Annotated in this window: 21 protein-coding genes; 9 read left to right on the forward strand and 12 right to left on the reverse strand. The window is 70.1% G+C overall.

The window, feature by feature from the left end; all coding sequences use genetic code 11:
* Nucleotides 1-69: 69 nt before the first annotated feature.
* Nucleotides 70-1836 carry a proteasome ATPase gene (gene arc, locus ACT2CW_RS27835; RefSeq protein ID WP_164426307.1) on the reverse strand — a complete coding sequence of 589 codons (1767 nt, stop codon included), beginning with the start codon at nucleotides 1834-1836 and terminating at the stop codon, nucleotides 70-72.
* Between the two features lie 257 nt (nucleotides 1837-2093).
* Here arc and ACT2CW_RS27840 point away from each other — a divergent pair, with 257 nt between their 5' ends.
* A complete protein-coding gene (locus ACT2CW_RS27840) occupies nucleotides 2094-2384 on the forward strand; it encodes a ferredoxin (protein WP_037956463.1) in 291 nt (96 codons plus the stop codon).
* 18 nt (nucleotides 2385-2402) lie between these two features.
* Here ACT2CW_RS27840 and ACT2CW_RS27845 read toward each other — a convergent pair whose 3' ends face one another.
* The 3 genes from ACT2CW_RS27845 to ACT2CW_RS27855 form a co-directional block, all read right to left on the reverse strand.
* The gene (locus ACT2CW_RS27845; protein WP_445518598.1) at nucleotides 2403-3005 is read right to left on the reverse strand and encodes a hypothetical protein; all 603 of its coding nucleotides are present in this window, start codon (nucleotides 3003-3005) and stop codon (nucleotides 2403-2405) included.
* A 160-nt stretch (nucleotides 3006-3165) separates the two neighbouring features.
* Nucleotides 3166-4179, reverse strand: a complete 1014-nt coding sequence (locus tag ACT2CW_RS27850) for a tRNA (adenine-N1)-methyltransferase (protein WP_445518599.1) — start codon at nucleotides 4177-4179, stop codon at nucleotides 3166-3168.
* 50 nt (nucleotides 4180-4229) lie between these two features.
* A complete protein-coding gene (locus tag ACT2CW_RS27855; protein WP_445518600.1) occupies nucleotides 4230-5480 on the reverse strand; it encodes a site-2 protease family protein in 1251 nt (416 codons plus the stop codon).
* A 129-nt stretch (nucleotides 5481-5609) separates the two neighbouring features.
* On the opposite strand from ACT2CW_RS27855, the gene ACT2CW_RS27860 reads away from it, so the two are divergent.
* Nucleotides 5610-6515, forward strand: a complete 906-nt coding sequence (locus ACT2CW_RS27860; protein WP_414084590.1) for a RecB family exonuclease — start codon at nucleotides 5610-5612, stop codon at nucleotides 6513-6515.
* A gap of 15 nt (nucleotides 6516-6530) precedes the next feature.
* A complete protein-coding gene (locus ACT2CW_RS27865; RefSeq protein WP_009719179.1) occupies nucleotides 6531-7202 on the forward strand; it encodes a response regulator in 672 nt (223 codons plus the stop codon).
* A gap of 59 nt (nucleotides 7203-7261) precedes the next feature.
* Here the strand turns inward: ACT2CW_RS27865 and ACT2CW_RS27870 are convergent, their stop codons facing one another.
* From ACT2CW_RS27870 to metH, 4 genes are all read right to left on the reverse strand, one after another.
* Nucleotides 7262-8857, reverse strand: a complete 1596-nt coding sequence (locus ACT2CW_RS27870; protein WP_445518601.1) for an ABC transporter substrate-binding protein — start codon at nucleotides 8855-8857, stop codon at nucleotides 7262-7264.
* A gap of 53 nt (nucleotides 8858-8910) precedes the next feature.
* On the reverse strand, nucleotides 8911-10509 hold the full coding sequence (locus ACT2CW_RS27875) for an ABC transporter substrate-binding protein (RefSeq protein WP_164426299.1): 1599 nt from the start codon (nucleotides 10507-10509) through the stop codon (nucleotides 8911-8913).
* 338 nt (nucleotides 10510-10847) lie between these two features.
* The gene (locus ACT2CW_RS27880; protein ID WP_445518602.1) at nucleotides 10848-11549 is read right to left on the reverse strand and encodes an HAD family hydrolase; all 702 of its coding nucleotides are present in this window, start codon (nucleotides 11547-11549) and stop codon (nucleotides 10848-10850) included.
* A 159-nt stretch (nucleotides 11550-11708) separates the two neighbouring features.
* Nucleotides 11709-15212: a methionine synthase gene (gene metH / locus ACT2CW_RS27885; RefSeq protein WP_445518603.1), complete on the reverse strand. Its 3504-nt coding sequence runs from the start codon at nucleotides 15210-15212 to the stop codon at nucleotides 11709-11711.
* Nucleotides 15213-15450: 238 nt separating this feature from the next.
* On the opposite strand from metH, the gene ACT2CW_RS27890 reads away from it, so the two are divergent.
* The 6 genes from ACT2CW_RS27890 to ACT2CW_RS27915 all read left to right on the forward strand — a co-directional run bounded on the left by ACT2CW_RS27890 (nucleotide 15451) and on the right by ACT2CW_RS27915 (nucleotide 22120).
* The gene (locus ACT2CW_RS27890; RefSeq protein ID WP_164426294.1) at nucleotides 15451-16215 is read left to right on the forward strand and encodes an IclR family transcriptional regulator; all 765 of its coding nucleotides are present in this window, start codon (nucleotides 15451-15453) and stop codon (nucleotides 16213-16215) included.
* Between the two features lie 299 nt (nucleotides 16216-16514).
* Nucleotides 16515-17309 carry an MIP/aquaporin family protein gene (locus tag ACT2CW_RS27895; protein WP_445518604.1) on the forward strand — a complete coding sequence of 265 codons (795 nt, stop codon included), beginning with the start codon at nucleotides 16515-16517 and terminating at the stop codon, nucleotides 17307-17309.
* 33 nt (nucleotides 17310-17342) lie between these two features.
* Complete coding sequence (gene glpK / locus ACT2CW_RS27900; RefSeq protein WP_138911448.1) at nucleotides 17343-18890, forward strand: glycerol kinase GlpK; 1548 nt, start codon at nucleotides 17343-17345, stop codon at nucleotides 18888-18890.
* Between the two features lie 3 nt (nucleotides 18891-18893).
* Nucleotides 18894-20507: an FAD-dependent oxidoreductase gene (locus ACT2CW_RS27905; protein WP_445518605.1), complete on the forward strand. Its 1614-nt coding sequence runs from the start codon at nucleotides 18894-18896 to the stop codon at nucleotides 20505-20507.
* Nucleotides 20508-20829: 322 nt separating this feature from the next.
* The gene (locus ACT2CW_RS27910) at nucleotides 20830-21300 is read left to right on the forward strand and encodes a hypothetical protein (protein ID WP_138911446.1); all 471 of its coding nucleotides are present in this window, start codon (nucleotides 20830-20832) and stop codon (nucleotides 21298-21300) included.
* 148 nt (nucleotides 21301-21448) lie between these two features.
* The gene (locus ACT2CW_RS27915; protein WP_020872565.1) at nucleotides 21449-22120 is read left to right on the forward strand and encodes a FadR/GntR family transcriptional regulator; all 672 of its coding nucleotides are present in this window, start codon (nucleotides 21449-21451) and stop codon (nucleotides 22118-22120) included.
* A 281-nt stretch (nucleotides 22121-22401) separates the two neighbouring features.
* Here the strand turns inward: ACT2CW_RS27915 and ACT2CW_RS27920 are convergent, their stop codons facing one another.
* From ACT2CW_RS27920 to ACT2CW_RS27935, 4 genes are read right to left on the reverse strand one after another with little or no spacing between them, the layout of a single operon-like run.
* Nucleotides 22402-23253 (reverse strand): amidohydrolase family protein, encoded by an 852-nt coding sequence (locus ACT2CW_RS27920; RefSeq protein ID WP_445518743.1) that lies wholly within the window; start codon nucleotides 23251-23253, stop codon nucleotides 22402-22404.
* Nucleotides 23254-23278: 25 nt separating this feature from the next.
* Nucleotides 23279-24286 (reverse strand): aldo/keto reductase, encoded by a 1008-nt coding sequence (locus ACT2CW_RS27925; RefSeq protein ID WP_233361628.1) that lies wholly within the window; start codon nucleotides 24284-24286, stop codon nucleotides 23279-23281.
* A 16-nt stretch (nucleotides 24287-24302) separates the two neighbouring features.
* Nucleotides 24303-25337 (reverse strand): ABC transporter permease, encoded by a 1035-nt coding sequence (locus ACT2CW_RS27930; RefSeq protein WP_138911444.1) that lies wholly within the window; start codon nucleotides 25335-25337, stop codon nucleotides 24303-24305.
* Nucleotides 25334-26920, reverse strand: coding sequence for a sugar ABC transporter ATP-binding protein (locus ACT2CW_RS27935; RefSeq protein ID WP_445518606.1), 1587 nt, complete (start codon nucleotides 26918-26920; stop codon nucleotides 25334-25336). The genes ACT2CW_RS27930 and ACT2CW_RS27935 overlap by 4 nt, the downstream gene beginning before the upstream one ends.
* Nucleotides 26921-26922: the final 2 nt, after the last annotated feature.

Here is a 26922-nt window from a genome sequence, read left to right on the forward strand (position 1 = left end):
GAATGCGGTCCGAAAAGCGCATCCGGCTGCGGATGCCCCGTCCAGGACATCCGCAGCCGGACCGCGCTGTTACAGGTACTGACCGGTGTTCGCCACCGTGTCGATGGAGCGTCCGGTGTCCGCGCCCTGCTTTCCGGTGACCAGGGTGCGGATGTACACGATCCGCTCGCCCTTCTTACCGGAGATCCGGGCCCAGTCGTCCGGGTTCGTGGTGTTGGGCAGGTCCTCGTTCTCCTTGAACTCGTCCACGCAGGCGGCGAGCAGATGGGAGACGCGAAGGCCCTTCTGGTTGTGGTCCAGGAAGTCCTTGATCGCCATCTTCTTGGCGCGGTCCACAATGTTCTGGATCATGGCGCCGGAGTTGAAGTCCTTGAAGTAGAGGACTTCCTTGTCGCCATTGGCGTAGGTGACCTCCAGGAAGCGGTTCTCCTCGGACTCGGTGTACATCTGCTCGACCACCGACTGGATCATCCCGCCGATCGCGGCCTTGGGCGACCCGCCGTGCTCGGAGAGGTCGTCGCCGTGGATGGGCAGGGACTCCGTCAGGTACTTCGAGAAGATGTCCTTGGCGGCCTCGGCGTCCGGACGCTCGATCTTGATCTTCACATCCAGGCGGCCGGGGCGCAGGATCGCGGGGTCGATCATGTCCTCGCGGTTGGAGGCACCGATGACGATCACGTTCTCCAGGCCCTCCACACCGTCGATCTCGGAGAGCAGCTGGGGGACGATGGTGTTCTCCACGTCCGAGCTGACCCCGGAGCCACGGGTGCGGAAGAGGGAGTCCATCTCGTCGAAGAAGACGATGACGGGCGTGCCCTCGCTGGCCTTCTCCCGAGCCCGCTGGAAGACCAGCCGGATGTGCCGCTCCGTCTCACCGACGTACTTGTTGAGCAGCTCGGGGCCCTTGATGTTGAGGAAGAAGCTCTTCCCCGCGGGCTTGCCGGTCACCTCGGCGACCTTCTTGGCAAGGGAGTTGGCCACGGCCTTGGCGATCAGCGTCTTACCGCAGCCGGGCGGGCCGTACAGCAGCACACCCTTGGGCGGCCGCAGTTCGTGCTCCTTGAAGAGGTCGGGGTAGAGATACGGGAGCTCGACCGCGTCGCGGATCAGCTCGATCTGGTTTCCCAGACCGCCGATCTTGTTGTAGTCGATGTCCGGGACCTCTTCGAGGACGAGCTCCTCGACCTCGCTCTTCGGTACCACCTCGTAGACATAGCCGGACCGGGGCTCGAGCAGCAGGGCGTCACCGGGCCGGATGGTGGTGCTCAGCAGCGGCTCTGCCAGCCGCACCACCCGCTCCTCGTCGGTGTGCCCGATCACCAGGGCGCGCTCGCCGTCCTCAAGGACCTCCTTGAGGGTGACGATGTCCCCGGCGCGCTCGAACTCCATGGCCTCGACCACATTGAGCGCCTCGTTGAGCATGACCTCCTGGCCGCGCTTGAGGTCGTCGAGCTCGACGCTTGGGCTGACATTCACCCGGAGTTTACGGCCCCCGGTAAAGATGTCCGCCGTACCGTCCTCGTTCGCCTGTAGAAAGGCCCCGAAACCGGCCGGCGGCTGTGCGAGCCGGTCGACCTCCTCCTTGAGGGCCACGATCTGGTCGCGGGCCTCACGGAGTGTGTTCGCGAGCCGCTCGTTCTGTGCGGAGACTCCCGCCAGATTGGTCTGCAGCTCGACGATCCGCTCTTCGAGAATCCTCGTATGACGCGGAGAGTCGGCGAGCTTGCGGCGCAGGACGGCGATTTCCTGCTCGAGATAGGCAACCTGACCGGCAGGGTCGTCAGACCCCCGCCCCGGCCGGATGCCGCGGTTGATGTCGTCGTCGTGGGCTGCCACGGTCCTCACCTCCTCCAAGGGGAGCTGGACGCTTCCTGACCCTACCTGGGCCGGTGCGGGTTGAAACCCCTAGATCACAAACCCGGTCGGCGTGTGTCCGATCTTCACCCTTGCGCACTCCCTCACGCCAGGTGAATACCCACCCAACAACATCGGAAAGCGAGCGGTTGTATCGTCGACACGGTCAACACCCGTCAGGGTTGGCGATATTTAGACACTGTTGAATCGCGTATCGAAGGAACAGGAGGCGGCACACCGTGCGGAACGAGGAGCTCGGCGGTCTTGAGGTCTGGATCGACCAGGATCTGTGCACCGGGGACGGCATCTGTGCCCAGTACGCTCCCGAGGTCTTCGAACTCGACATCGACGGTCTAGCCTACGTCAAGAGCGCCGACGATGAGCTGTTGCAGGACAAGGGCGCGACCACCCCGGTCCCCCTGGCCCTGCTCACCGAGGTCAGGGATTCCGCCAAGGAGTGCCCCGGCGACTGCATCCATGTACGCCGCGTCACGGACCGGGTCGAGGTCTACGGACCCGACGCGGAGTGACCCACCGCGAGTAACCGCTCACACACTCCCCGGAACCGGCAGCGCCTTCAATACGAACTTTCCGTCCCGCCACTGCCAGTTGACCTTGCGCTGGAGATCCGGACAGCACCGCGGGACCTTGGCCGACGAGTATCCCAGCAACGTGGCCGAAACCTTCTTTCCGCGCACCGCGAAATCGCTGACGCTCATCCCTTCCTTCGGATCCACGAAGGTGGCCACCACACGGGGCGCGGCGCCCGCGCGGCCGGTCGGCCGGGAGAGCACATAGACGCCGCTGGGCGGGGTGCCGAAGGCGGTCGGGCAGCGCACCACGGCGACGGTCTCCGGCCGCCCGTCCCCGTCCAGGTCCGCCGAGCCCCGGTCGATGACGTCCGGCCGGGCCCGTCCGCAGTTCATCGGATAGTCCGCGGCGCGGGGGTCGGGCGCCTTGGCGGCCGGGAGCCCCCCGGTGCCCGGCGCGGAGGCGGTGGTGGACGTGGTGGCCTTGGCGTCCGAGGGCTGGAAGAACGACCCTCCGGCGATGACGGCGGCGACGGCGGCCGCGGTCGCCACCCAGTGCACCGGACGGGGTTGGGTGTGCGCGAGATCCGGGCCCAGAGACTGCACGCGGGATGACTCCATGTGAGGGGCTGAGGCGGGAGATGACCCGCATGGTGCCACATCTCACAGGGGCGCGGCCACCGCCCTAGCACGGGGAATTCGGTGGCCGCGCCGAGCCGTTGCGGCGCCGGTTTCCGTCGGACGGGCCTCAGACGGCCGCCGGACGGGTCCCGGACGGCCGTCAGGCGTCGCCGGAGGGGGCGTCCTGGCCGGTGTCCTTGGCGGCGCCCGCGTCCTTGACAGCGCCCGCGTCCTTGGCAGTGCCGGTGTCCCCGGCGGCTCCGGAGTCCTTGGCAGTGCCGGAGTCCTTGGCGGTGCCCCAGCCCACGTAGTCCTCGCCGTAGGCGCCCTTGGCGGGCCTGCGGCGGCGCATCGGGGGCTCCACGCCGTCCGCGAGCCGGCGGGCGGTGAGCAGGAAGCCGGTGTGGCCGATCATGCGGTGGTCGGGCCGTACCGCGAGGCCCTCCACGTGCCAGGTGCGCACCATGGTCTCCCAGGCCGACGGCTCATTGAAGGTGCCGTGCTCGCGGATGGCCTCCACGGTGCGGGCGAGCTGGGTGGTGGTGGCGACGTACGCGCACAGGATGCCGCCGGGGACGAGCGCCTTGGACACCGGCTCCAGGCACTCCCAGGGGGCGAGCATGTCCAGGATCACGCGGTCCACGTCGGTGTCGCTGAGGTTGTCCTGGAGGTCGCCGACGGTGAGCCGCCAGGCGGGGTGCGGGGCGCCGAAGTAGCGCTCGACGTTCTGGGCGGCGATCTCGGCGAAGTCGGCCCGGCGCTCGTAGGAGTGCAGCATGCCCTGGTCGCCGATGGCCCGCAGCAGGAAGGTGGAGAGCGAGCCGGAGCCGACGCCCGCCTCGACGACACGTGCGCCGGGGAAGATGTCGGCCATCGCCAGGATCTGCCCCGCGTCCTTGGGGTAGACCACGGCGGCACCGCGTGGCATGGACAGGACATAGTCGGGGAGCAGGGGGCGCAGCGCGAGATACGCGACGTTTCCCGTGGTACGCACGACGGTTCCCTCGGGGGCGCCGATCAGCTCGTCATGGGGGAAGGAACCCTTGTGGGTGTGGAAGTTCTTCCCGGATTCGAGCGTGAAGGTGTAGTGGCGTCCCTTGGGGTCGGTGAGCTGGACCTGGTCCCCGACCTGGAAGGGCCCGCGACGGCGGGCGGCACCGGTCGGTTCGGACATGTGAACAGCCTACCGGGCACTTCGCCGTGCCCGGACCACGCCCGGGGGCCTCAGGAGGGGCTGGAGGGGGTCCTGGCCATGGCCGCCACGAAGGCGCGCTCGACATCGGCCGTGGAGAGCACCCCGTAGACCTCGCCGGTCTCCTCGACCACCAGGTACTCGGTGGCCGGGGTGGCCCGCAGGGTGTCCAGCAGCTCCTCGCCGGTGAGCTCGGCGGAGACCCGCATACCGTCCTTGAGGTCCTGGGCGAGACCGCTGACCGCGACCCAGGGGCGGCGGTGCTCGGGGACGCCCACGATGGCCGCCTCGCGCACCACGGCGGTCGGGGCACCGTGGCCGTCCACCACGACCAGGGCCCGGGCCCCGGCCTCGTTCGCCCGGCGCAGCGCCTCGGAGAGCGGGGTGTCGGCCGCCACGGGGACGGCGCGCCGGGTGAGCGTACGGGCACGCAGGTCCGGCAGCCGCTCCCGCAGCCGGGCCATCCGCAGGCTGTTGCCCGCGCCGGTCCAGATGATCGCGGCGAGTATGGCGGCCAGCAGCGCGTCGGTGAGCGAGTCGACGCTGCCGAAGCTCTTGGGCTCCTCGCCCAGTCCGCCCGCCTGGGTGAGCAGCGGCAGTCCGACCAGCACCGCGACGGCGAGCGCGCGGCCGCTCCAGGCCGCGGCGACGGTGCCGGTCATGGGCCTGCCGCTGATCTTCCAGACGACGGCGCGCAGCATCCGCCCGCCGTCCAGCGGCAGCCCGGGGAGCAGGTTGAACGCGGCCACGATCAGGTTGGAGATCATCAGCCCGGCCAGCAGCACCCCGGGCACCGTGTCGGGCTCCACGACCATCATGCCGAGGTAGAACACGCCCGCCAGGACGAGCGAGAGCAGCGGGCCGACGAAGGCGAGCACGAACTCCCGGCCGGGGGTCTCGGTCTCCTTCTCGATCTCCGAGACCCCGCCGAAGAACTGGAGCTGGATCCGGCGCACCGGCAGCTTGAAGCGGAGCGCGGCCACGGTGTGGGCGAGCTCGTGCACCAGCACCGAGGCGTAGAAGGCCACCGCGAAGAAGAGCGAGACCAGATAGCGGGCGGCGCCGAGTTCTGGCAGCACCCGGTCGAGCTGGCCGCCGAAGACCCAGGTGATGAGGGCGGCGACCAGGAACCAGCTGGGCGAGACGTAGACGGGCACGCCGAAGGGCCGGCCCATGAGAAAGCCGCCGCCCACGTCGCGTGGGCGCGGCTGCTTGCCGCCCTCGGGCTCGGTCGCGCGGTCCGATTCCCCGTTGTCGGACTGCCGCTGCCCGCTGTTGTCCACGGTGTCCCCTCGTCGGATGCTCGCTCGCACCCCTCTTTTTGATACGGTCCCCACGATCATGCAGTGCCGGGGGCTCGAACGTCGATGGTATGCGTCCGGCTGTCGGTGGCGGGTCGTAGGGTCTTCGCCATGGGAACCACCACGGGAACCACCACCGGGAAGGCCGAACCCTCCGACGGGCCGCCCAAGTCCGGCCCCGCCGCCTCGTTGTCACCCTCACGGGCGGCCGATTTCATGCGGTGCCCGTTGCTGTACCGCTTCCGAGTGATCGACAAACTGCCGGAGAAGCCCAGCGCGGCGGCCACCCGCGGCACGGTGGTGCACGCGGTGCTGGAGCGGCTCTTCGACGCCCCGGCCGCCGACCGCACCGCGCCGCGGGCCCGGTCGATGGTGCCGGGCGAGTGGGAGCGGCTGCTGGCGGCCAAGCCGGAGCTGGCGGAGCTGTTCCAGGAGGAGGACGGCACTCCGGCGCCGGACCGGCTGGCCGAGTGGCTGACGGGGGCCCAGACGCTGGTGGAGCAGTGGTTCTCGCTGGAGGATCCGACCCGTCTGGAGCCCGCGGAGCGCGAGCTGTTCGTGGAGACGGAGCTCGAGTCCGGGCTGACGCTCCGTGGAATCATCGACCGGATCGACATCGCTCCCACCGGTGATGTGCGGATCGTGGACTACAAGACGGGCAAGGCCCCCGCGCCGCAGTACGCGGGCGAGGCCCTGTTCCAGATGAAGTTCTACGCGCTGGTGGTGTGGCGGCTGCGCGGGGTGATCCCGCGCCGGCTCCAGCTGGTCTATCTGGGCAGCGGGGATGTGCTGACGTACGACCCGGAGGAGCGGGATCTGCGGGCCGTGGAGCGCAAGGTGCTGGCGCTGTGGGAGGCGATCCGGCTGGCCACGGAGACCGGTGCGTTCGTGCCCCGGCAGACCAGGCTCTGCGGCTGGTGCGACCACCAGGCACACTGTCCGGAATTCGGGGGTACGCCGCCGCCGTATCCGCTGGCGGTGGTGCCTGTGCAGTCCGGCAGAATGGACGCGGTCTAGGAGAGGGAGTTCCCCGTGGCGATCCGCGTCCTACTGGTCGATGATCAACCGCTGCTGCGCACCGGATTCCGGATGATTCTGGAAGCGGAGCAGGATCTGGCGGTCGTCGGTGAGGCCGGGGACGGTCTACAGGCCCTCGACCAGGTGCGGGCGCTCCAGCCCGATGTGGTCCTGATGGACATCCGGATGCCGCGGATGGACGGTGTGGAGGCGACCCGTCAGATCACTGGTCCGGGGCGGGACGGCCCGGCCAAGGTGCTGGTGCTGACCACCTTCGACCTGGACGAGTACGTGGTGGAGGCGCTGCGCGCCGGGGCCAGCGGCTTCCTGCTGAAGGACGCGCCGGCCACCGAGCTGGTGCAGGCCATCCGCGTGGTGGCGGCGGGCGAGGCGATGCTGGCGCCCAGCATCACCCGCAGGCTGCTGGACAAGTACGCGGGGCATCTGCCGTCGGGCGAGGAGCCGGTGCCGGACACCCTGCACACGCTCACCGAGCGCGAGGTCGAGGTGCTGAAGCTGGTGGCCCGGGGGCTGTCCAACGCGGAGATCGCCGCTGATCTGTTCGTCAGCGAGACCACGGTCAAGACGCATGTGGGCCATGTGCTGACCAAGCTGGGGCTGCGCGACCGGGTGCAGGCTGCCGTCTACGCCTATGAGAGCGGGCTGGTCCGCCCCGGCGCGCAGTAGGCGTCACCGGGGCGGCTCGGGGTGACGGGGGCGGCCGTCCGGTCGTCCCCGTCAGTGCGTCAGCTGCCGGACGACTTGCCGATCTCCCAGAAGCGGAAGACGGTCGAGGAGTCGAGGGTCCACTGGAGCCCGGTGATGTCGTCCTGGGCCACCGCGTACTGCTTGCCCTGCCACAGCGGGAGCATCGGCACCTCGTCGGCGATGATGTCCTGGATCCGCTGGAAGTCGCCGACCGTGGCCTCGCGGCTGGGCTGCTCGGCGGTGGCGGGGATCAGCTGCGCGGTCAGCCGCGGCGAGGTGTAGTGGTTGGCCAGGACATTGCCGGCGCCGAAGAACGGGGCGACGAAGTTGTCCGGGTCCGGGTAGTCGGGCACCCAGCCCTTCACATAGACGCCGTACTTTCCGCCGGCCACGCCCTTCTCGTACGTGGCGACGTCCGCGCTCTTCACATCGACGTCGAACAGCCCGCTGGCGTTGAGCTGCTCGGCGATCCGACGCAGGCCCGGGACGGTGCCGGGGCCGTAGCGGATCGGGGTGCCCCACAGGGTCAGCTTGACCTTGCCGGTGATCCCCTCGTCCCGCAGCGCCTGCTTGGCCTTATCGGGCTGCGGGCGGTCGCCGTACTTGTCGTAGAAGGCGGTGTTGTGGCCGGTGATACCGGCCGGGACCACCGAGTACAGCGGCTCGGCGGTGCGCTTGTAGACGTCCCGCACCAGGGTGGAGCGGTCGATGAGGTACGCCATGGCCTTGCGCACCCCGAGCTTGCCCGCCACCGGGTCCTTCATGTTGAAGACCAGGTGCTGGACCTCGGCGCCGGTGCCCTCGACCACGTTCAGGCTCTTGCCGCCGCCGAGGCTCTGCGCCTGGAGGTCGGCGAGGTCGCGCATGGCCAGCCCGCGGTAGGCGAGGTCCACATCGCCCTTCTGCACGGCGGACTTCAGCCGCGCCTGCGCGCCGTGGAAGAACTTCAGGGTCAGCCCGGAGTTCTTCGGCTTGGCGGGCCCCTGGTAGTCGCCGTTGACGGAGAAGTCCGCCTCGCCCTTGGTGAAGGAGTCCAGCTTGTAGACGCCGGAGCCGACCGCCTTGTGGTCCGTGCGCAGATTGTCGGCCGGGTACTCCTCGTGGTCCACGATGGATCCGGCGCCGGAGGCGATCTTCTGCGGGAAGGTCGCGTCGGAGTCCTTCAGATGGAAGACGACGGTCCGCTTGTCCGGGGTGTCGATGCTCCCGATGGAGGTGAGCATCAGCGCCGGGCCGTTGGGGTCGTTGATCCGCTTGGTGCGCTCGAAGGAGTACTTGACGTCCTCGGAGGTGAGCGGATGGCCGTCGGTGAACTTCAGGCCGTTCTTCAGCGTGCAGGAGTACACCCGGCTGGTGCTGTCCTTGAAGGAGCACTTCTCCGCCGCCTCCGGCTGCGGGGTGGTGCTGCCCTTCGGGAAGCTCAGCAGCGACTGGAAGACGTTGTTGAACAGCAGCCAGGAGCCGGGGTCGTAGCCCGACGCCGGGTCGGTGGCGAGCACCTCGTCCGACATCCCCATGGCCACGTGCTCGCCGGTGCCCGCCGCGTCCCCGTCCTCGCTGCCGCAGCCGGTGAGCAGCGCGGCGGCCAGTCCCGCCCCGAGGGGCGCTGCCAGCCACTGATCACGTTTCCTCAACGGTATTTCCTCACACACTCGACGTCTTCGTGTCCGGCCCCCGTAAGTCGTTCTCAGTCGCCCTTACCGAGCTCCCACAGCTGGAGCATGGTCGAGGAGTCGAAGGCGTACTCGGCGCCCGTCACGTTCCCGCGGGCGGCCACGTACGTGTTGCCCTGCCACAGCGGAAGGTAGGGCACATCGCTTGCGACGGCGTTCTGGATGGACTGGTAGTCCTTGTCGGCGAGGCTGCGCTGGGCCTCCTGCCGGGTCTTGGGGATCAGCTCGTCCTGGATGGTGCGGTTGCGGTAGGGCGAGTTGAGGAAGTTGTCCTTGGTGAGGAACGGCGCGGTGTAGCTGTCGGGGTCCGGGAAGTCGGGGAGCCAGCCCATCCCGGAGGCGGAGAACTGGCGCTTGATGAGCGCGGGGCGGAAGTCCCGCCACGGGTAGCCCTTGATCGTCACGGAGAACAGCCCGCTGGCGTTGAGCTGCTTGCGCAGCTCCTTGAACTCCCCGGCCGTCTCCGGGCCGTAGTGGTCGGTGGTGTAGGTCAGCGTCAGCTTCACCGGGGTGTCGATACCGGCCTGGTTCAGCACGCGCCGGGCCTCGTCGGGATCCGGGTCGCCGTACTCGTTGTGGAACGAGTTGATATGCGAGGAGATGCTGGTGGGGATCATCGAGTAGAGGGGCTCGGCGGTCCGCTTGTACACATCGCGCACCAGCGCCTGGCGGTCCACGAGGTGGGCGATGGCCTGCCGGACCGCCTTGTTCTTCACCGCCGGGTCCGAGGTGTTGAAGACCAGGTAGCGGATGCCCTGGCCGGAGGACTCGAAGAGGCGGACGCCCTTGACCTCGCCCTTGTTGAGCTTGTCGATCTGCTCCGGCGAGAAGCCGCGGTGTACGAGGTCGATGTCGCCCTTGACCAGCGCCTTCTCCATGGTCGACGCGGAGTCGTAGAACCGCATCTCCACCTTGTCGGCCTTTGGCTCGACATCGCCCTTGTAGTGGGAGTTCTTGGTGAAGACGACCTTCGTCAGCCGGTTGTCGCGCACCTCGGTCCTGGCGCTGTACGGGCCCGAGCCGGTCATCTCGAAGCCGTCGCGCAGCGCGTCGGGCTTGTAGACCTCGCTGTCCAGGATCGCGGCGGCCGGGGTGGTGAGCTTCGACGGGAAGGTCGCGTCCGGCTGCGAGAGGTGGATGACGATCTCGCGGTCGCTGGGAGTTTCGATCTTGTCCACGTTGGACAGCAAGGACTTGGTGCCGTTGGGGTCGTCGATGCGCAGCACCCGCTCGAGGGAGAACTTGACGTCCTTCGAGGTGAGGTCGTGGCCGTTGGAGAACTTCAGGCCTTCGCGCAGCGTGCAGCGGTACTGCTCGCTCTGTCTGTCCTGGAAGCCGCATTTCTCGGCCGCGTCGGGTATCGGCTCGGTGCCCGAGCGCGGCAGCCGCATCAGCGTCTGGAAGGCGTTGTGCAGCACGCTCCAGGACGCGAAGTCGTAGGCCAGGGCGGGATCCAGCGGCGCGGGCGCCGCCTTCGACGCCTCTATGCGGTCCGTGCTGCCCAGGACGAGCGTCTTGCCGTCCGAGCCCGAGCCGTCGGTACCACCGCACGCGGCGAGCGTGGAGATCAGGAGGCCGGCCACGGCCGGCAGCACCAGCGACTTGCGCGTCATTGTCGGGAGTCTCCCTGCCATCGATCAACTACTCGCGACGAGATTAGTCCGCGGCACCAGTGATGCTCAGACACAACGAAGTTGAGGCGATATCACGCCCCGATAACGAGCGATCATCGCCCGATATCCGGACGTGGCCGCGATTCGTACGCCATGCCACCAATCCGGACACAAGGGCTCGCCCAAAACGCACCAGACGGGACGCGCGACAGTCAACGAGCGCATCCGTCCACGGCATATGCAGTGATAAACATCACGTTCGGTTGTTGCCAACGGAACGTGAAAACTCCACCCGCGCTATTCAGTTTGTCATTTACAGGAATACGCTCGGTGCGCGATCAGTGCACCGCCGTGACCAGAGTGCGCAGAAAATCGAGATCGACTTCTTCGAGCGAGCCGATGACCGTACGCCCCGCCGCGGGCTCGATCGGCACCACGGACGGCACCGCGACCACCCGGCACCCGGCCGCCTCCGCGGCCCGTACGCCCGTGTCGGTGTCCTCGATGACCACGCACCGCCCCGGCTCGGCGGCCAGCCCGGCCGCGGCGAACAGATAGGGGTCCGGATGCGGCTTGGTCCGCCCGATCTCGTCGCCCGCCACCGTCAGGGCGAAGTGCTCCGGGCCGAGCGAGCGCAGGACACGGTCCATCACCCGCCGGTGGGAGGCGGAGACCAGGGCGGTGGGGATGGAGTGCGCGGCCAGCTCGGTGAGCAGCCGGTGAGCTCCGGGCAGCATCGGCACACTGCCGTCGATCAGCTCGGTGAAGCGGCTGTTGAGCAGGCCGGTGAGCTCGGCGAGGGCGATCTCGGCGCCGGTGGCCTCGATCAGGAACTGGGCGCTGCGCGACATCGGGCCGCCCACCACGACCTGGCGGTACTCCTCGGCGAGGGCGTGCCCGAGCTCGGCGAAGATGGAGACCTCCGCGTCCCACCAGATGCCCTCGGTGTCGACCAGGGTGCCGTCCATGTCGAGCAGAACGGCTTGCAGAGCCGAGCCTTCGGCCGTACGAGTGTCGACGGCGGGGATGCTGCTGGTCATCCAAACACCTCCGGATAAGGGGCACGAAGGCCGGTCCCCTTCCACTGACGGGAAGGCGACCGGCCTCTACCGGATCGACCAGTCTACGTCGCGCCGCGCCGGCGCGCCCGGTGAGCACCCAAGGCGGTCACGGGAGGCCGCCGGAGGGCTACCCCGCGTCTACCGCGCGTTGAAGTACTTCGCCTCCGGGTGGTGGATCACGATGGCGTCCGTGGACTGCTCGGGGTGGAGCTGGAACTCCTCCGAGAGCTTCACCCCGATCCGCTCCGGCTCCAGCAGATCGGCGATCTTCGCGCGGTCCTCCAGGTCGGGGCAGGCGCCGTAGCCCAGCGAGAAGCGCGCGCCGCGGTACTTCAGCGCGAACATCTCCTCCATCTCGCTCGGGTCCTCACCCGAGAAGCCCAGCTCGGCGCGGACCCGGGCGTGCCAGTACTCGGCCAGCGCCTCCGCCAGCTGGACGGACAGCCCGTGCAGCTCCAGGTAGTCGCGGTAGGAGTCGGCGGCGAACAGCTCGGCGGTGGCCTCACCGATCTTCGAGCCGACGGTGACCACCTGGAGGCCGACGACATCGGTCTCACCCGACTCCTCCGGGCGGAAGAAGTCGGCCAGGCACAGCCGGCGGCCGCGGCGCTGGCGCGGGAAGGTGAAGCGGGTGCGCTCGCTGCCGTCCTCGTTCAGCAGCACCAGGTCGTCGCCCTTGGAGACGCACGGGAAGTAGCCGTAGACGACGGCCGCCTCGAGCAGGTTCTCGGTGTGCAGCTTGTCGAGCCAGCCGCGCAGCCGCGGACGGCCCTCGGACTCCACCAGCTCCCGGTAGCTCGGCCCGTCGCCGGTACGGGCCTCCTTGAGCCCCCACTGGCCCTTGAACAGCGCACCCTCGTCCAGCCAGGAGGCGTAGTCGGCCTGCTGGATGCCCTTGACCACGCGGGTGCCCCAGAAGGGCGGGGTGGGCACGGGGTTGTCGGTGGCCACGTCGGACCGGGACGGGCCCTCGGGCTCCGGCTCGGTCACGGACACGTCCCGCTTGGGCACCCGGCGCTGCCGGAGCTCGGGGAGCGTGGCGCCGGGCACCCCGCGCTTGACGGCGATCAGGGCGTCCATGAGCCGCAGCCCCTCGAAGGCGTCGCGGGCGTAGCGCACCTCGCCCTCGTAGATCTCGTGCAGATCCTGCTCGACATAGGCCCGGGTGAGCGCGGCGCCGCCGAGGATCACGGGGTAGTCGGCGGCCAGCTTGCGCTGGTTCAGCTCCTCCAGGTTCTCCTTCATGATCACGGTGGATTTGACCAGCAGCCCTGACATGCCGATGACGTCGGCGCGGTGTTCCTGGGCGGCCTCCAGGATCGCGGAGACCGGCTGCTTGATGCCCAGGTTGACCACGTTGTAGCCGTTGTTGGACAGGATGATGTCCACGAGGTTCTTACCGATGTCATGGACGTCGCCGCGGACGGTGGCGAGCACGATGGTGCCCTTGCCCTCGTCGTCCGACTTCTCCATGTGCGGCTCCAGATGGGCGACCGCGGTCTTCATGACCTCGGCGGACTGGAGGACGAACGGCAGCTGCATCTGGCCGGAGCCGAACAGCTCGCCGACCACCTTCATGCCCTCCAGCAGCGTCTCGTTGACGATGTCGAGGGCGGGGCGCTCCTGGAGGGCCTCGTCGAGGTCGGCCTCCAGGCCGTTGCGCTCGCCGTCGATGATGCGGTGCTTGAGGCGCTCCTCCAGGGGCAGCGCGGCCAGCTCCTCGGCCTTGCCCGCCTTGAGGGACTTGGCGGTGGCGCCCTCGAAGAGCCCCATCAGCTTCTGGAGCGGGTCATAGCCCTCGGCGCGGCGGTCGTAGATCAGGTCCAGGGCGGTCTGGACCTGCTCCTCCTCGAACCGCGCGATGGGCAGGATCTTGGAGGCGTGCACAATGGCCGAGTCCAGGCCCGCCTTGACGCACTCGTCGAGGAAGACGGAGTTGAGCACGATGCGGGCGGCCGGGTTGAGGCCGAAGGAGATGTTGGACAGGCCCAGCGTGGTCTGGACGTCCGGATGCCGCCGCTTGAGCTCGCGGATCGCCTCGATGGTGGCGATGCCGTCCTTACGGGACTCCTCCTGACCGGTGCAGATGGTGAAGGTCAGGGTGTCGATGAGGATGTCCGACTCGAGGATGCCCCAGTTGCCGGTCAGGTCGGCGATCAGCCGCTCGGCGATCTCCACCTTCTTCTCCGGCGTGCGGGCCTGGCCCTCCTCGTCGATGGTCAGCGCGATGAGGGCGGCGCCGTGCTCCTGGGCCAGCCGGGTGACCTTGGCGAACCGCGACTCGGGGCCGTCCCCGTCCTCGTAGTTGACGGAGTTGATGACCGCGCGTCCGCCGAGCTTCTCCAGCCCGGCCCGGATGACGTCGACCTCGGTGGAGTCCAGGACGATGGGGAGGGTGGAGGCGGTGGCGAACCGCCCGGCCAGCTCCTCCATGTCCGCGACGCCGTCCCGGCCGACGTAGTCCACGCACAGGTCGAGCAGATGGGCGCCCTCGCGGATCTGCTCGCGGGCCATCTCCACGCAGTCGTCCCAGCGGGCCTCCAGCATGGCCTCGCGGAACTTCCTGGAGCCGTTGGCGTTGGTGCGCTCGCCGATCGCCAGGTACGAGGTGTCCTGGCGGAACGGCACGGTCTGGTAGAGCGAGGCGGCGCCTGGCTCGGGGCGAGGGGTGCGCTCGGTGGGGGTCAGGTCGCGGACCCGCTCGACGACCTGGCGCAGATGCTCGGGCGTGGTGCCGCAGCAGCCGCCGACCAGGGAGAGCCCGTACTCGCGGACGAAGGTCTCCTGGGCGTCGGCCAGCTCGGCGGGGGTGAGGGGGTAGTGGGCGCCGTCCTTGCCCAGCACCGGGAGGCCGGCGTTGGGCATGCAGGAGAGCGGGATCCGGGAGTGGCGGGCGAGATGGCGCAGGTGCTCGCTCATCTCGGCGGGGCCGGTGGCGCAGTTGAGGCCGATCATGTCGATGCCGAGCGGCTCGAGGGCGGTGAGCGCCGCGCCGATCTCGGAGCCGAGCAGCATGGTGCCGGTGGTCTCGACGGTGACCGAGCAGATCACCGGGAGGTTGGCGCCGGTGGCCTCGAGGGCGCGGCGGGCGCCGATGATCGAGGCCTTGGTCTGGAGCAGATCCTGGGTGGTCTCCACCAGGAGGGCGTCCGCGCCGCCGGCGATCATGCCTTCGGCGTTGGCCTGGTAGGCGTCGCGGAGGACGGTGTACGGGGCGTGGCCGAGGGTGGGCAGCTTGGTGCCTGGGCCCATCGAGCCCAGCACCCAGCGCTGGCGTCCGTCGGCGCTGAACTCGTCGGCGACCTCACGGGCGATCCGGGCGCCGGCCTCGGAGAGCTCGTGGACGCGGTGGGCGATGTCGTACTCACCGAGCGCCGCGTGGTTGGCGCCGAAGGTGTTGGTCTCGACGCAGTCCACGCCTGCGGCGTAGTACTCCTCGTGGACCGAGCGGACGATGTCCGGGCGGGTGATGTTGAGGATCTCGTTGCAGCCCTCGAGCTGCTGGAAGTCGTCGAGACTGGGCTCCTGCGCCTGGAGCATCGTCCCCATCGCGCCGTCGGCGACCACCACTCGGGTGGCCAGCGCTTCGCGGAGCGCGTCGGCTCGGGCGGCGGATGTGGGCGATGGCGTATGAGAGGCCATGGATGTGCTCCCTGGAGTGCGACGGCTGTCGGCTTTGCGCCCTCCCCCGGGGACGGCGCACCACGCCAGGGTAGCCGCCAGTGGTCATTTCGCGAGGGTCGGTCCATCACCCGGGATGAGCGGGGCCGATGAGCACCCGGTGAGTCCATCGATCGCCGACACACGGCCGCCTGGTACCACGCAGTCGGCATGGACCGATAGTGTTCAGCATTGTCGAACCGCAGTCAGGAGGTTGGCGATGGCCCGGAACATCCAGTCGTTGGAGCGCGCCGCCGCGATGCTACGCCTGCTCGCCGGTGGTGAGCGACGTCTGGGACTGTCCGACATCGCCTCCACGCTGGGGCTGGCCAAGGGCACCGCGCACGGCATATTGCGCACCCTCCAGCAGGAGGGCTTCGTGGAGCAGGACGAGGCGTCCGGCCGCTATCAGCTCGGCGCGGAGCTGCTGCGCCTGGGCAACAGCTATCTGGACGTGCACGAGCTGCGCGCCCGCGCCCTGGTGTGGGCCGACGACCTGGCCCGGTCCAGCGGCGAGAGCGTGTACCTGGGCGTGCTGCACCAGCAGGGCGTGCTGATCGTCCACCATGTCTTCCGGCCGGACGACAGCCGCCAGGTGCTGGAGGTCGGCGCGATGCACCCGCTGCACTCCACGGCCCTGGGCAAGGTGCTCTCCGCCTACGACCCGGTCGCGCACAGCGAGGTGACCGAGGTCGACCGTAAGGCGTTCACGCCCCGCACGGTGACCGGGGAGCGCGAGTTCGAGGCCGTGCTGGACCTGACCCGGGCGCGCGGCTGGGGCTGCGACGTGGAGGAGACCTGGGAGGGCGTGGCGTCCGTCGCGGCCCCCATCCACGACCGGCGCCGGCTGCCCGTGGGCGCGGTGGGGATAACGGGCGCGGTCGAGCGGGTGTGCGCGGACGGGGAGCTGCGCTCGGAGCTCGTGGCCGCCGTACGGGACTGCGCGCGTGCCGTCTCCCGGGACCTGGGTGCCCTGCGTTTCTGAATCGTGCGGGCCCGTGGTTTCTGAATCGTGCGGGCGCGTGCGGATCTGCCCCCATATCCCGGCATGACCTGCTTCATCACGGTTTCACATACGCGCGATTTTTCCTTCACACGACCCTTGACGGGGTCTTCGGCGTGAAGAAAACTGCCGTTCATCGGTCGGCATTGTCGAACACCTGACGACAATATTCGCTATGGTGGACTCGCCGCGGGCCGACCAACGCCCTCCCACGAGGGCGCGGACCACCGGACAGCACCGGGGGTTCGCCTTCCCCTGGACGAAGGACAAAGGAGTCGCGGGTGTCCAGCTCCGACATCTTCATCGGCGAGACCATCGGTACCGCCGTTCTCATTCTGCTCGGCTGCGGTGTCGTCGCCGGCGTTGTACTGAAGCAATCCAAGGCGTTCGAGGCCGGGTGGGTCGCCATCACCCTCGGGTGGGGCTTCGCCGTGCTCACCGGCGCCTATATCTCCGCACCGCTCTCGGGGGCGCATCTCAACCCCGCGGTGACGGTCGGCCTCGCCATCGAGGGCGGCGTCGAGTGGAGCAAGGTGCCGATCTACTTCCTCGGGCAGATGCTCGGCGCGGTGATCGGTGCCTCGCTGGTGTGGCTCGCCTACCTCGGCCACTTCCACGCCCATCTCACCGACCGCGAGATCGTCGGCGGCCCGGGCGCCCAGGACACGGTGGCGGCGGACAAGCAGCAGACCAGCGGCGCCGGCCCGGTGCTGGGCGTCTTCTCCACCGGCCCGGAGATCCGGAACGTCGGTCAGAACCTCGCCACCGAGATCATCGCCACGGCCGTGCTCGTGCTCGCCATCCTCACTCAGGGGCTCAACGGCGACGGCAAGGGCCTCGGTGTCATCGGCGTCATGATCACTGCGTTCGTGGTGGTCGGCATCGGCCTCTCGCTCGGCGGCCCGACCGGTTACGCCATCAACCCGGCGCGTGACCTCGGCCCCCGGATCGCCCACGCCCTCCTGCCGCTGCCCAACAAGGGCGGCTCGGACTGGGGCTATGCCTGGATCCCCGTCGTCGGCCCGCTCATCGGCGGCGCCATCGCGGGCGGGATCTACGAGATCGCCTTCGCCTAGTCCACCCCACCACCCGCAGGAGAGCAGCAGATCATGACCGACACCCACACCACCAGCGCCTCGTCCCACGGCCACGGACCGTTCATCGCGGCCATCGACCAGGGCACCACCTCCAGCCGCTGCATCGTCTTCGACCGGGACGGCCGCATCGTCTCGGTCGACCAGAAGGAGCACGAGCAGATCTTCCCCAAGCCCGGCTGGGTGGAGCACAACGCCACCGAGATCTGGGAGAACGTCAAGGAGGTGGTCGCCGGCGCCATCGCCAAGGCCGAGATCACCGCCGTCGACGTCAAGGCGATCGGCATCACCAACCAGCGCGAGACCACCCTGCTGTGGGACCGCAAAACCGGTGAGCCGGTGCACAACGCCATCGTCTGGCAGGACACCCGCACCGACGCCCTCTGCCGCGAGCTCGGCCGCAACGTCGGCCAGGACCGCTTCCGCCGCGAGACCGGCCTCCCGCTGGCCTCCTACTTCGCCGGTCCCAAGATCCGCTGGCTGCTCGACAACGTCGAGGGGCTGCGCGAGCGGGCCGAGGCGGGCGACATCCTCTTCGGCACCATGGACTCCTGGGTCATCTGGAACCTGACCGGCGGGGTCAACGGCGGCGTGCACGTCACCGACGTCACCAACGCCTCCCGCACCCTCCTGATGAACCTGCACACCCTGGACTGGGACGAGAAGATCCTGGCCTCGATGGACATCCCGGCCGCCGTGCTGCCGCGGATACGCTCCTCCGCCGAGATCTACGGGCACACGGCCGAGGGCGTCCTGGCGGGCGTGCCGGTCGCCTCCGCGCTCGGCGACCAGCAGGCGGCCCTGTTCGGCCAGACCTGCTACTCCGAGGGCGAGGCCAAGTCCACCTACGGCACCGGCACCTTCCTGCTGATGAACACCGGCGAGAAGCCGGTCAACTCCTACAACGGGCTGCTGACCACCGTCGGCTACCGGATCGGCGACGAGAAGCCGGTCTACGCCCTGGAGGGCTCGATCGCGGTCACCGGCTCGCTGGTGCAGTGGATGCGGGACCAGATGGGCCTGATCAACAGCGCCGCCGAGATCGAAACGCTCGCGAGCTCGGTCGAGGACAACGGCGGCGCGTACTTCGTACCCGCCTTCTCGGGCCTGTTCGCCCCGTACTGGCGGTCCGACGCGCGCGGTGTGATCGCGGGCCTGACCCGCTACGTCACCAAGGCGCACATCGCCCGCGCCGTGCTCGAGGCCACCGCCTGGCAGACCCGCGAGATCGTCGACGCGATGACCAAGGACTCCGAGGTCGAGCTCACCTCGCTCAAGGTCGACGGCGGTATGACCTCCAACAACCTCCTGATGCAGACCCTCTCGGACGCCCTGGACGCGCCCGTGGTGCGCCCGATGGTCGCCGAGACCACCTGCCTCGGCGCCGCCTACGCCGCCGGTCTCGCCGTCGGCTTCTGGCCGGACACCGACGCCCTGCGCGCGAACTGGCGCCGGGCGGCCGAATGGACCCCCCGAATGGACGCGGACGTCCGCGACCGCGAGTACAAGAGCTGGCTCAAGGCCGTGCAGCGGACCATGGGCTGGATCGAAGACGAGGAGTAATCAATGACCACCTTGCAGAGCGTTCCGTCCTCCCTCGGAACGCACCCGGCTGCCGGTTCGAACCCGAGCCGAGCCGAAACCCGGGAACAGCTCTCCAAGGCGACGTACGACCTCCTGGTGATCGGCGGCGGCATCCTGGGCATCACCACTGCCTGGCATGCCGCGCAGTCCGGGCTGCGGGTGGCGATGGTGGACGCCGGTGACTTCGCCGGCGCCACGTCCTCGGCCTCCTCCAAGCTGCTCCACGGCGGCCTGCGCTACCTCCAGACGGGCGCGGTCAAGCTGGTCGCCGAGAACCACTTCGAGCGGCGCGCGGTCTCCCGTACCGTCGCCCCGCACCTGTCCAACCCCCTCACCTTCTACCTGCCGGTCTACAAGGGCGGTCCGCACGGCGCGGCCAAGCTGGGCGCGGGCGTCTTCGCCTACTCGGCGCTCTCCGCGTTCCGTGACGGCGTGGGCCATGTGATCGGCGCCGAGCGGGCCGCGCGCGACGTCCCGGAGCTGCGCACCGAGGGCCTCAAGGCGGTCGCGGTCTACGGCGACGGCCAGATGAACGACAGCCGCATGGCCCTGATGACGGTCCGGGCGGCCACGGAGGCGGGCGCCACCGTCCTCAACCACGCCGAGGTCATGGCCTTGCGCAAGAACGACGGCCGGGTCGCCGGCGCCGAGCTCAGGGACCGCACCGACGGCACCGAGTTCGGGGTCGACGCCCGGCTGGTGCTCAACGCCACCGGCCCCTGGGTGGACCATCTGCGCCGGATGGAGGACCCGAACGCGGCGCCGTCGATCCGGCTGTCCAAGGGCGCCCACCTGGTCCTCAAGCGCACCTCGCCCTGGCGGGCGGCGCTGGCCACCCCGATCGACAAGTACCGCATCACCTTCGCCCTCCCCTGGGAGGACATGCTGCTGCTGGGCACCACGGACGAGGCGTTCGAGGGCGACCCGGGCGATGTCGCGGTCAACGAGGCGGACATCTCCCAGATCCTGGACGAGGCCGCCTTCTCCATCCGCGACCAGCAGCTCTCCCGCGATCTGATCACCTACTCCTTCGCGGGTCTGCGGGTGCTGCCCGGCGGCCCTGGCGACACCGCCAAGGCCAAGCGGGAGACCGTGGTCACCGAGGGCAAGGGCGGAATGCTCTCCATAGCCGGCGGCAAGTGGACCACCTTCCGCCACATCGGCCGCACCGTGATGCAGAAGCTGGCCGAGTTGCCGGGCCGTCCGCTCGCCGACGACATGGAGCCGGTCAAGCAGCTGCCCCGGCACATGCCGCTGCCGGGCCTGGCCAATCCGCACGCCGTCGAGCACCGGCTGCTGGTGGACGGCGGCACCCCCGGCCCGCGCATGGCCGCCGACACCGCCCGCCACCTCGCGACCCACTACGGCTCGCTCTCCTTCGACATCGCCCGGCTGGCCGGCGGCGACCCGGCGCTCGCGGAGCGGATCCATCCGGACGCCCCGGAGATCTGGGCGCAGGTCGTCTACGCCCGGGACTACGAGTGGGCGCGCACGGCGGACGACGTCCTGCGCCGCCGCACCACCCTGACCATCCGCGGCCTGGACTCCGAGGACATCCGGAGCCGGGTCGAGGATCTGCTGGCCAAGCGACCCTGACCCCCGCGGGGCCGCCTTCCCGGGTCCGGGCGGCCGGGTGCGAGGAAACGTCTCCTCACCCGGCCGCCCGGACCGCTCTTTACCCCCCGACCGCCGCGCGGCGCGCGGCCGGGGCCCTTGCGTGATCCTGTGAACTCGCGGTGCGTGGCGGGCAGTTGGCGGCCGGTCCACCGCGGGCCGGTGAACTTACTCGCGCGTTAAAAATCAGCTGAATCGCTCTTGCCTTCTTCGGCGGTGCGCGCATCAATGACATCGCCCGTGGATGACGGGCGCGAACCCCCCACACCTCAGCCGCACTTCCCCCACTCCGGAAGGCAATCCCATGAGACGGATCAAGCTCGGGATCAGCACGGCAATGGGAACAGCCGCACTGGCCGCCGGCGCGCTGGCGCTGGCACCGACCGCGACCGCGGTCACCCCCACGACGGCCACCCTCACGGCCGACTGCGGGACGTTCGGATCGGGTCTGGCCACCCTGACCGCCACGCAGAGCGGGACCTCCGCGACCATCACCCTGTCCTCGGGGGCGATCAAGGCCCCGATCGACGTTCCGGCGGGCTCGGTGAGCTCGACGCTGACGCTGTCGAAGAGCGGCGGCGGGACCAAGACCTTCACCGGCAGCTCCAACCCGGCGATCCCGACCGGCTCCGATGTGACCACCGGCCCGCTCAAGGGCACGGTGGCCGCGGGCGACGTCCTGGAGGCCAAGTCGCTCAAGCTGGTGATCTTCGGTCTGATCACGGTGAACTGCACCGCCACCACGCCCCAGTCCCCGGGGCCGTTCACCTTCTGAGCCATCCGATGAACCGGCTCTGAGCCCGCCTTCGGGCCCTCCTGGTAAAAGGTCACACTGGACCGGCGGCGTCCCCGGCAGACGCCGCCGGTTCAAGCACGTCATAATGGACCTGATACATCGGATGTTTGGCCCGGGGAGGTCCACCATGGCGGTCACCGACGAGGCGATCGAAAAAATCAAGGGCATGATCGTCTCGGGCGCGCTGCGCCCCGGTGACCGGCTCCCCAAGGAGAGTGAGCTCGCCGCCGACCTGGGGCTGTCGCGCAACTCGCTGCGGGAGGCCGTACGGGCGCTGTCGCTGATCCGGATCCTCGACGTACGTCAGGGCGACGGCACCTATGTGACCAGCCTCGATCCCCAGCTGCTGCTGGAGGCGCTGAGCTTCGTCGTGGACTTCCACCGCGACGACACGGTGCTGGAGTTCCTGGCGGTGCGGCGGATCCTGGAGCCCGCGGCCACGGCGCTGGCCTCCACCCGGATCAGCGACGCCGAGCTGGACCGGCTCCAGGAGCAGCTGGACGCGCTCGGGCAGGAGCCGTCGGTGGAGGAGCTGGTCGCCTGCGATCTGGAGTTCCACCGCGGCATCGTCCAGACCTCCGGCAACTCGGTGCTCTGCTCCCTGCTCGACGGGCTCTCCGGTCCCACCACCCGGGCCCGGGTGTGGCGCGGTCTGACGCAGGAGGACGCGGTCAGCCGCACCCTCCATGAGCACCGGGCGATCCTGGCCGCCCTGCGGGACCGCGACGCGGAGGCGGCGCGGTCGTGGGCGACGGTGCACATCGCGAGCGTGGAGCAGTGGCTGCGCTCCACACTCTGAACCCCCCGGGGCCCCGCCCCGCCCCCCGCTGTGGGCTCCGCCCCCAGACCCCCGCCGGCGGGCTCCGCTTGCCAGCCTCTCCGGCGCCTTGAGGAGCAGGTCCGGGGCGGAACCCCGCCCTCCAGCCCCTCCGGCGCTTGAGGAGCAGGTCCGGGCGGAGCCCCGCCCTCCAGCCTCTCCGGCGCTTGAGGAGCGGGGTCTGGGGCGGAGCCCCAGTTTCGGGAAGGGGCGGGGAGGGGAAAGCAGCCCGCCGCAGGCGTACGCGTACCGCCGCAAACCCCCTAGGTTCCCAGACCGTACGCGCGGGCCGCGTTACCGCCGAAGACGGCGGCGCGCTCGCCCTCGCCGAGCCGCAGGGTGGCCCGCTCCGCAAGGGCCACCACCTCGTCGTAGGTCGCGGCCAGAACGCACACCGGCCAGTCGGAGCCGAACAGCACCCGGCCCGGCCCGAAGGCGTCCAGCACATGCCAGGCGTACGGAAGCACCTGCTCGGGCTTCCAGCCGTCCCAGTCGGCCTCGGTGACCAGACCCGACAGCTTGCAGTCGACGTTCGGCAGCGCCGCGAGCGCGGCCAGTTGCAACGCCCAGGGGTCGCGCTCACCGCTCGCCACGGGCGGTTTGGCGGCGTGGTCGAGGACGAAGCGCAGCTGCGGCAGCTCGCGGACGGCGTCGATGGCCGCGGGCAGCTCGCGCGGGGTGACCAGCAGGTCGTAGACCAGCCCCGCGTCGGCCACCGCGGCCAGCCCCCGGCGGGCGTCCTCGCGGTCCAGCCACCGCGGATCCGGCTCGTCCTGCACCTGGTGACGCAGGCCCACCAGCCGGTCGCCGCCGGGCCCGGCGGCCAGTTCCGCGAGCACCTCGCCCACCCCGGGGTCGGTGAGGTCCGCCCAGCCGACGACGCCCGCGATCCGGTCCGACCCGCCGGCCAGGGCCAGGAGTTCCCGGGTCTCCTCCACGGACGAGCTGGACTGGACGACGACGGTGGCGTCGATCCGATGGGCCTCCAGATGCGGGGCCAGGTCGTCCGGGGTGAAGGTGCGGCGGATGGGCTCGGCCCACGCGCCGTCCATCCACGGCTGCTCACGGCGGGTCAGGTCCCACAGGTGGTGATGGGCGTCGATACGGCGCGGCAAGGGCACTCGGGCACTCCTCAGTGGTTCAGACCGGCAGCGGGATGTCGTCGTCGAGCAGACCGCGCCGGACCAGGGCCTGCCACAGCTCGTCGGGGATGTCGTGGGCGAACATCCCGGCATTGTCCCGGACTTCGGCCGGGGAGGCGCAGCCGACCACCGCCGCGGCCACCGCCGGGTGGCCGAAGGGGAAGCGCAGCGCGGCGGCCCGCAGCGGCACCTGGAACTCGGCGCACACCTCGGCCAGCCGCCGGGCCCGGGCGAGGAGTTCGGGCGGCGCCTGCTGGTAGTCGTAGCGGGCGCCGGGGGCCGGGTCGGCGAGCAGCCCGGAGTTGTAGACCCCGCCGACCACCACGGAGGTGCCGCGCCGCTCGCACACCGGCAGCAGATCGTCGAAGGCGGTGCGCTCCAGCAGCGTCCAGCGCCCGGCGCACAGCACGACGTCCACGTCGAAGTCGGCGACGAACCGGGCGAGGAGGTCGCTGTGGTTCATGCCGAAGCCGATGGCCCGGACGAGCTTCTCCCGCTTCAGCTCGGCCAGCGCCGCGAAGGCCGTCTCGTAGACCTCACGGACGTGGTCCTCCGGGTCGTGGAGGTAGACGATGTCCACGGTGTCGACCCCGAGCCGCTCCAGGGAGGACTCGAGGCTCGCGCGGATGCCGTCCCGGGTGAAGTCCCACATCCGGACCCGGTCGGGGGTGTCGGCGAACCCGTCCGCCTGGACGGGCTCCCCGGGGGCGCGCGGCCGCAGCCGCCGCCCCACCTTGGTGGAGAGCGTGTACCCGGCGCGGTCGCGCCCGGCCAGCACCCGCCCCAGCCGCTCCTCGGACAGCCCGACGCCGTAGTGCGGCGCGGTGTCCATATAGGTGAGACCGGTGTCGAACGCCGCCCTTACGGTGTCCAGCGCGCGCTCCTCCGGCACCGCCTCGTAGAGGTTGGCCAGCGGCGCGCAGCCCAGCCCCAGGGGTGGTACGCACACCCCCGAGCGCCCCAGTTCGCGCGGGCCGCTCGGAACCCGTCCGCCGTCGACCGCCATGGCTTCCTCCCGGCTCTCAGTCCTGCTTCTCGCCGCTGGCGTAGCGGGAGATGATCAGCGCGACGATGATGATCGAGCCGTTGATGAACTGGTTCCACAGGGGCGGTACCCCGCCGAGGGTCATCACATTGACGACCAGCTGAAGCGTCAGCACGCCGGTGAGCGCGCCGAAGAGGGTGCCGCGGCCGCCCTTGAGGCTGATCCCGCCGATGACCGCCGCGGCGAACACCTGGAAGATCCAGCCGTTGCCCTGGGTCGCGGCGACCGAGCCGTAGTGGCCCGTGTAGAGGATGCCCGCGAAGGCGGCCAGCAGTCCGCCGACGCTCAGCACGATCCAGGTGATCCGGTCCACCCGGATGCCCGCGGCGCGCGCGGCCTCGGGGTTGCCGCCGATCGCGTACAGCGCGCGTCCGTGCCGCAGATAGCCAAGGGCCAGGCCGCCGAGGGCGTACAGCCCCAGGCAGATCCACACGGCGGCGGGCACGCCCAGCCACTCGGCCTTGCCGAGGTAGCGGAAGGACTCGGGGACGTTGACGATCGACTGGCCCTCGGCGATGCCGACCTGGAGCCCGCGCAGCATGGTGAGCATGCCCAGGGTCGCGATGAAGCCGTTGACGCGCAGCTTGAGCATCAGAAAGCCGTTGGCCGCGCCGATCAGCGCCCCGACCGCCAGGCACAGCGGTATCGCGGTCCACACCGGCAGCAGCCCCAGGCCCTCGAACCGCGCCCCGTGCTCGGGCAGCACGAGCCACAGGGCGATCACCGGCGCCACGGCGATGGTCGACTCCAGGGAGAGGTCCATCCGCCCGCTGATCAGGATCAGCGCCTCGCCCAGCACCAGCAGCCCCAGCTCGGTGGACTGCTGGACGACCCCGATCAGGTTGTCCTCGGTGAGGAAGGCGGGCGAGACGATGAAGCCGATCACCCCGAGGACGAAGATCACGGGGACCAGCGACAGATCGCGCCAGCGCGCGATGTCGATCCGCGGCCGGCCCCCCGCCGGGTCGTCAGCCACCGCCTCGGCGGTCCGCTGCCGTGCGGTATCGGTCATGTCTGCCTTCCTTCTGTGCGGTCTTCTGTGTCCCCCGCCGTGCCGTTGGTGCCCGGCTCCGTGATGCCCTCCATGGCGGCCACGAGCTGGCGGTCGCTCCAGCCGCTGCCGAACTCGGCGACCACCCGGCCGTGGAAGAACGCCAGGATCCGGTCGCAGACCCGCAGGTCGTCCAGTTCGTCGGAGACGATGACCGCGCCGCTCCCGGACGCGGCCACGTCCCGTACGACGCCGAGCAGCGCGTCCTTGGACTTCACGTCCACCCCGGCGGTCGGGCGGATCGCGACCAGGACGCTGGGCTCACGGGCCAGCGCCCGCGCGATGACGACCTTCTGCTGATTTCCGCCGGACAAACCCGAAACCGGCTGCGAGGGGCCGGAGGTCTTGATGTCCAGGGAGGTGATCATCCGCTGGGCGAAGGCGCGGGTCCGGGAGGGCAGCACGGTGCCGTAGGGACCGAGCTGGTCGGTGACGGTCAGGGTGGCGTTCTCGGCGACGCTGCGGCCCAGGACCAGGCCCTGGTCGTGCCGGTCCTCCGGGACGTAGCCGATGCCCGCGTCGAGGGCGTGCGGCACGCTGCCGGGGCGCACCGGCCGGCCGCGCACCGACAGCCGCCCGCCGGCCGGTTTGCGCAAGCCCACCAGGGTCTCGCCGACCGCCGTGTTGCCGCTGGCCGTGGCCCCGGCCAGGCCGAGCACCTCGCCGGGGCGCACCACCAGGTCCAGCGGGTCGAACTCGCCCTCCAGGGCGAGGCCTTCGGTGCGCAGCACCGGCTCCCCGTCCGGGTCGGCCTCCTTACGGGCGACGGGAGCGCGGGCCACGGCCCGGGAGTCGCCCTCGGGCGCCCCGCCGTCGTCCCCGGTCATCGCCGCCACCAGCTCCTCCTTGGGGAGGCCGGCGACCGGGGCGGTCAGCACATGGCGGGCGTCGCGGAAGACGGTGACGGTGTCGCAGAGTTCGTAGACCTCTTGCAGATGGTGCGAGATGAACAGGAAGGCGACCCCTTGCCGGCGCAGCTCCAGCAGCTTGGCGAAGAGCCGGTCGATCCCGCCCGCGTCGAGCTGGGCGGTGGGCTCGTCGAGGATGATCAGCCGGGCGCCGAAGGAGAGCGCCCGGGCGATCTCCACGAACTGCCGCTGCTCGACGCTGAGATCCTTCGCCCGCGCCTGCGGATCCACCTCCACGCCGTACTCGGACAGCAGCGCGCGGGCGTCCTCGCGCAGGGCGCGCCAGCGGATGCGCCCGGCGCCCGGGAAGCGGTTGAGATAGAGGTTCTCGGCGACCGTCAGATCCGGGACCACCATCGACTTCTGGTAGACGCAGGCCACCTTGCGCTGCCAGGCGGCGGTGTCGCCGTAGCCGGGGGCGGACTCGCCCGCGAAGGTCACCTCGCCCTCGTCCGGGCGCTCCATCCCGGTCAGGACGGACACCAGCGTGGACTTGCCGGCCCCGTTGCGCCCGACCAGCGCGTGGGCCTCCCCGGGCCGCACCGCCAGCCGGGCGTGGTCCAGGGCGACGGTGGGCCCGAACCGCTTGACGATGCCCTGAGCCCGTACGACGGCGGGCTGTTCGGCGTCGGCCATGG

This window comes from Streptomyces sp. NEAU-174 (assembly GCF_052665095.1).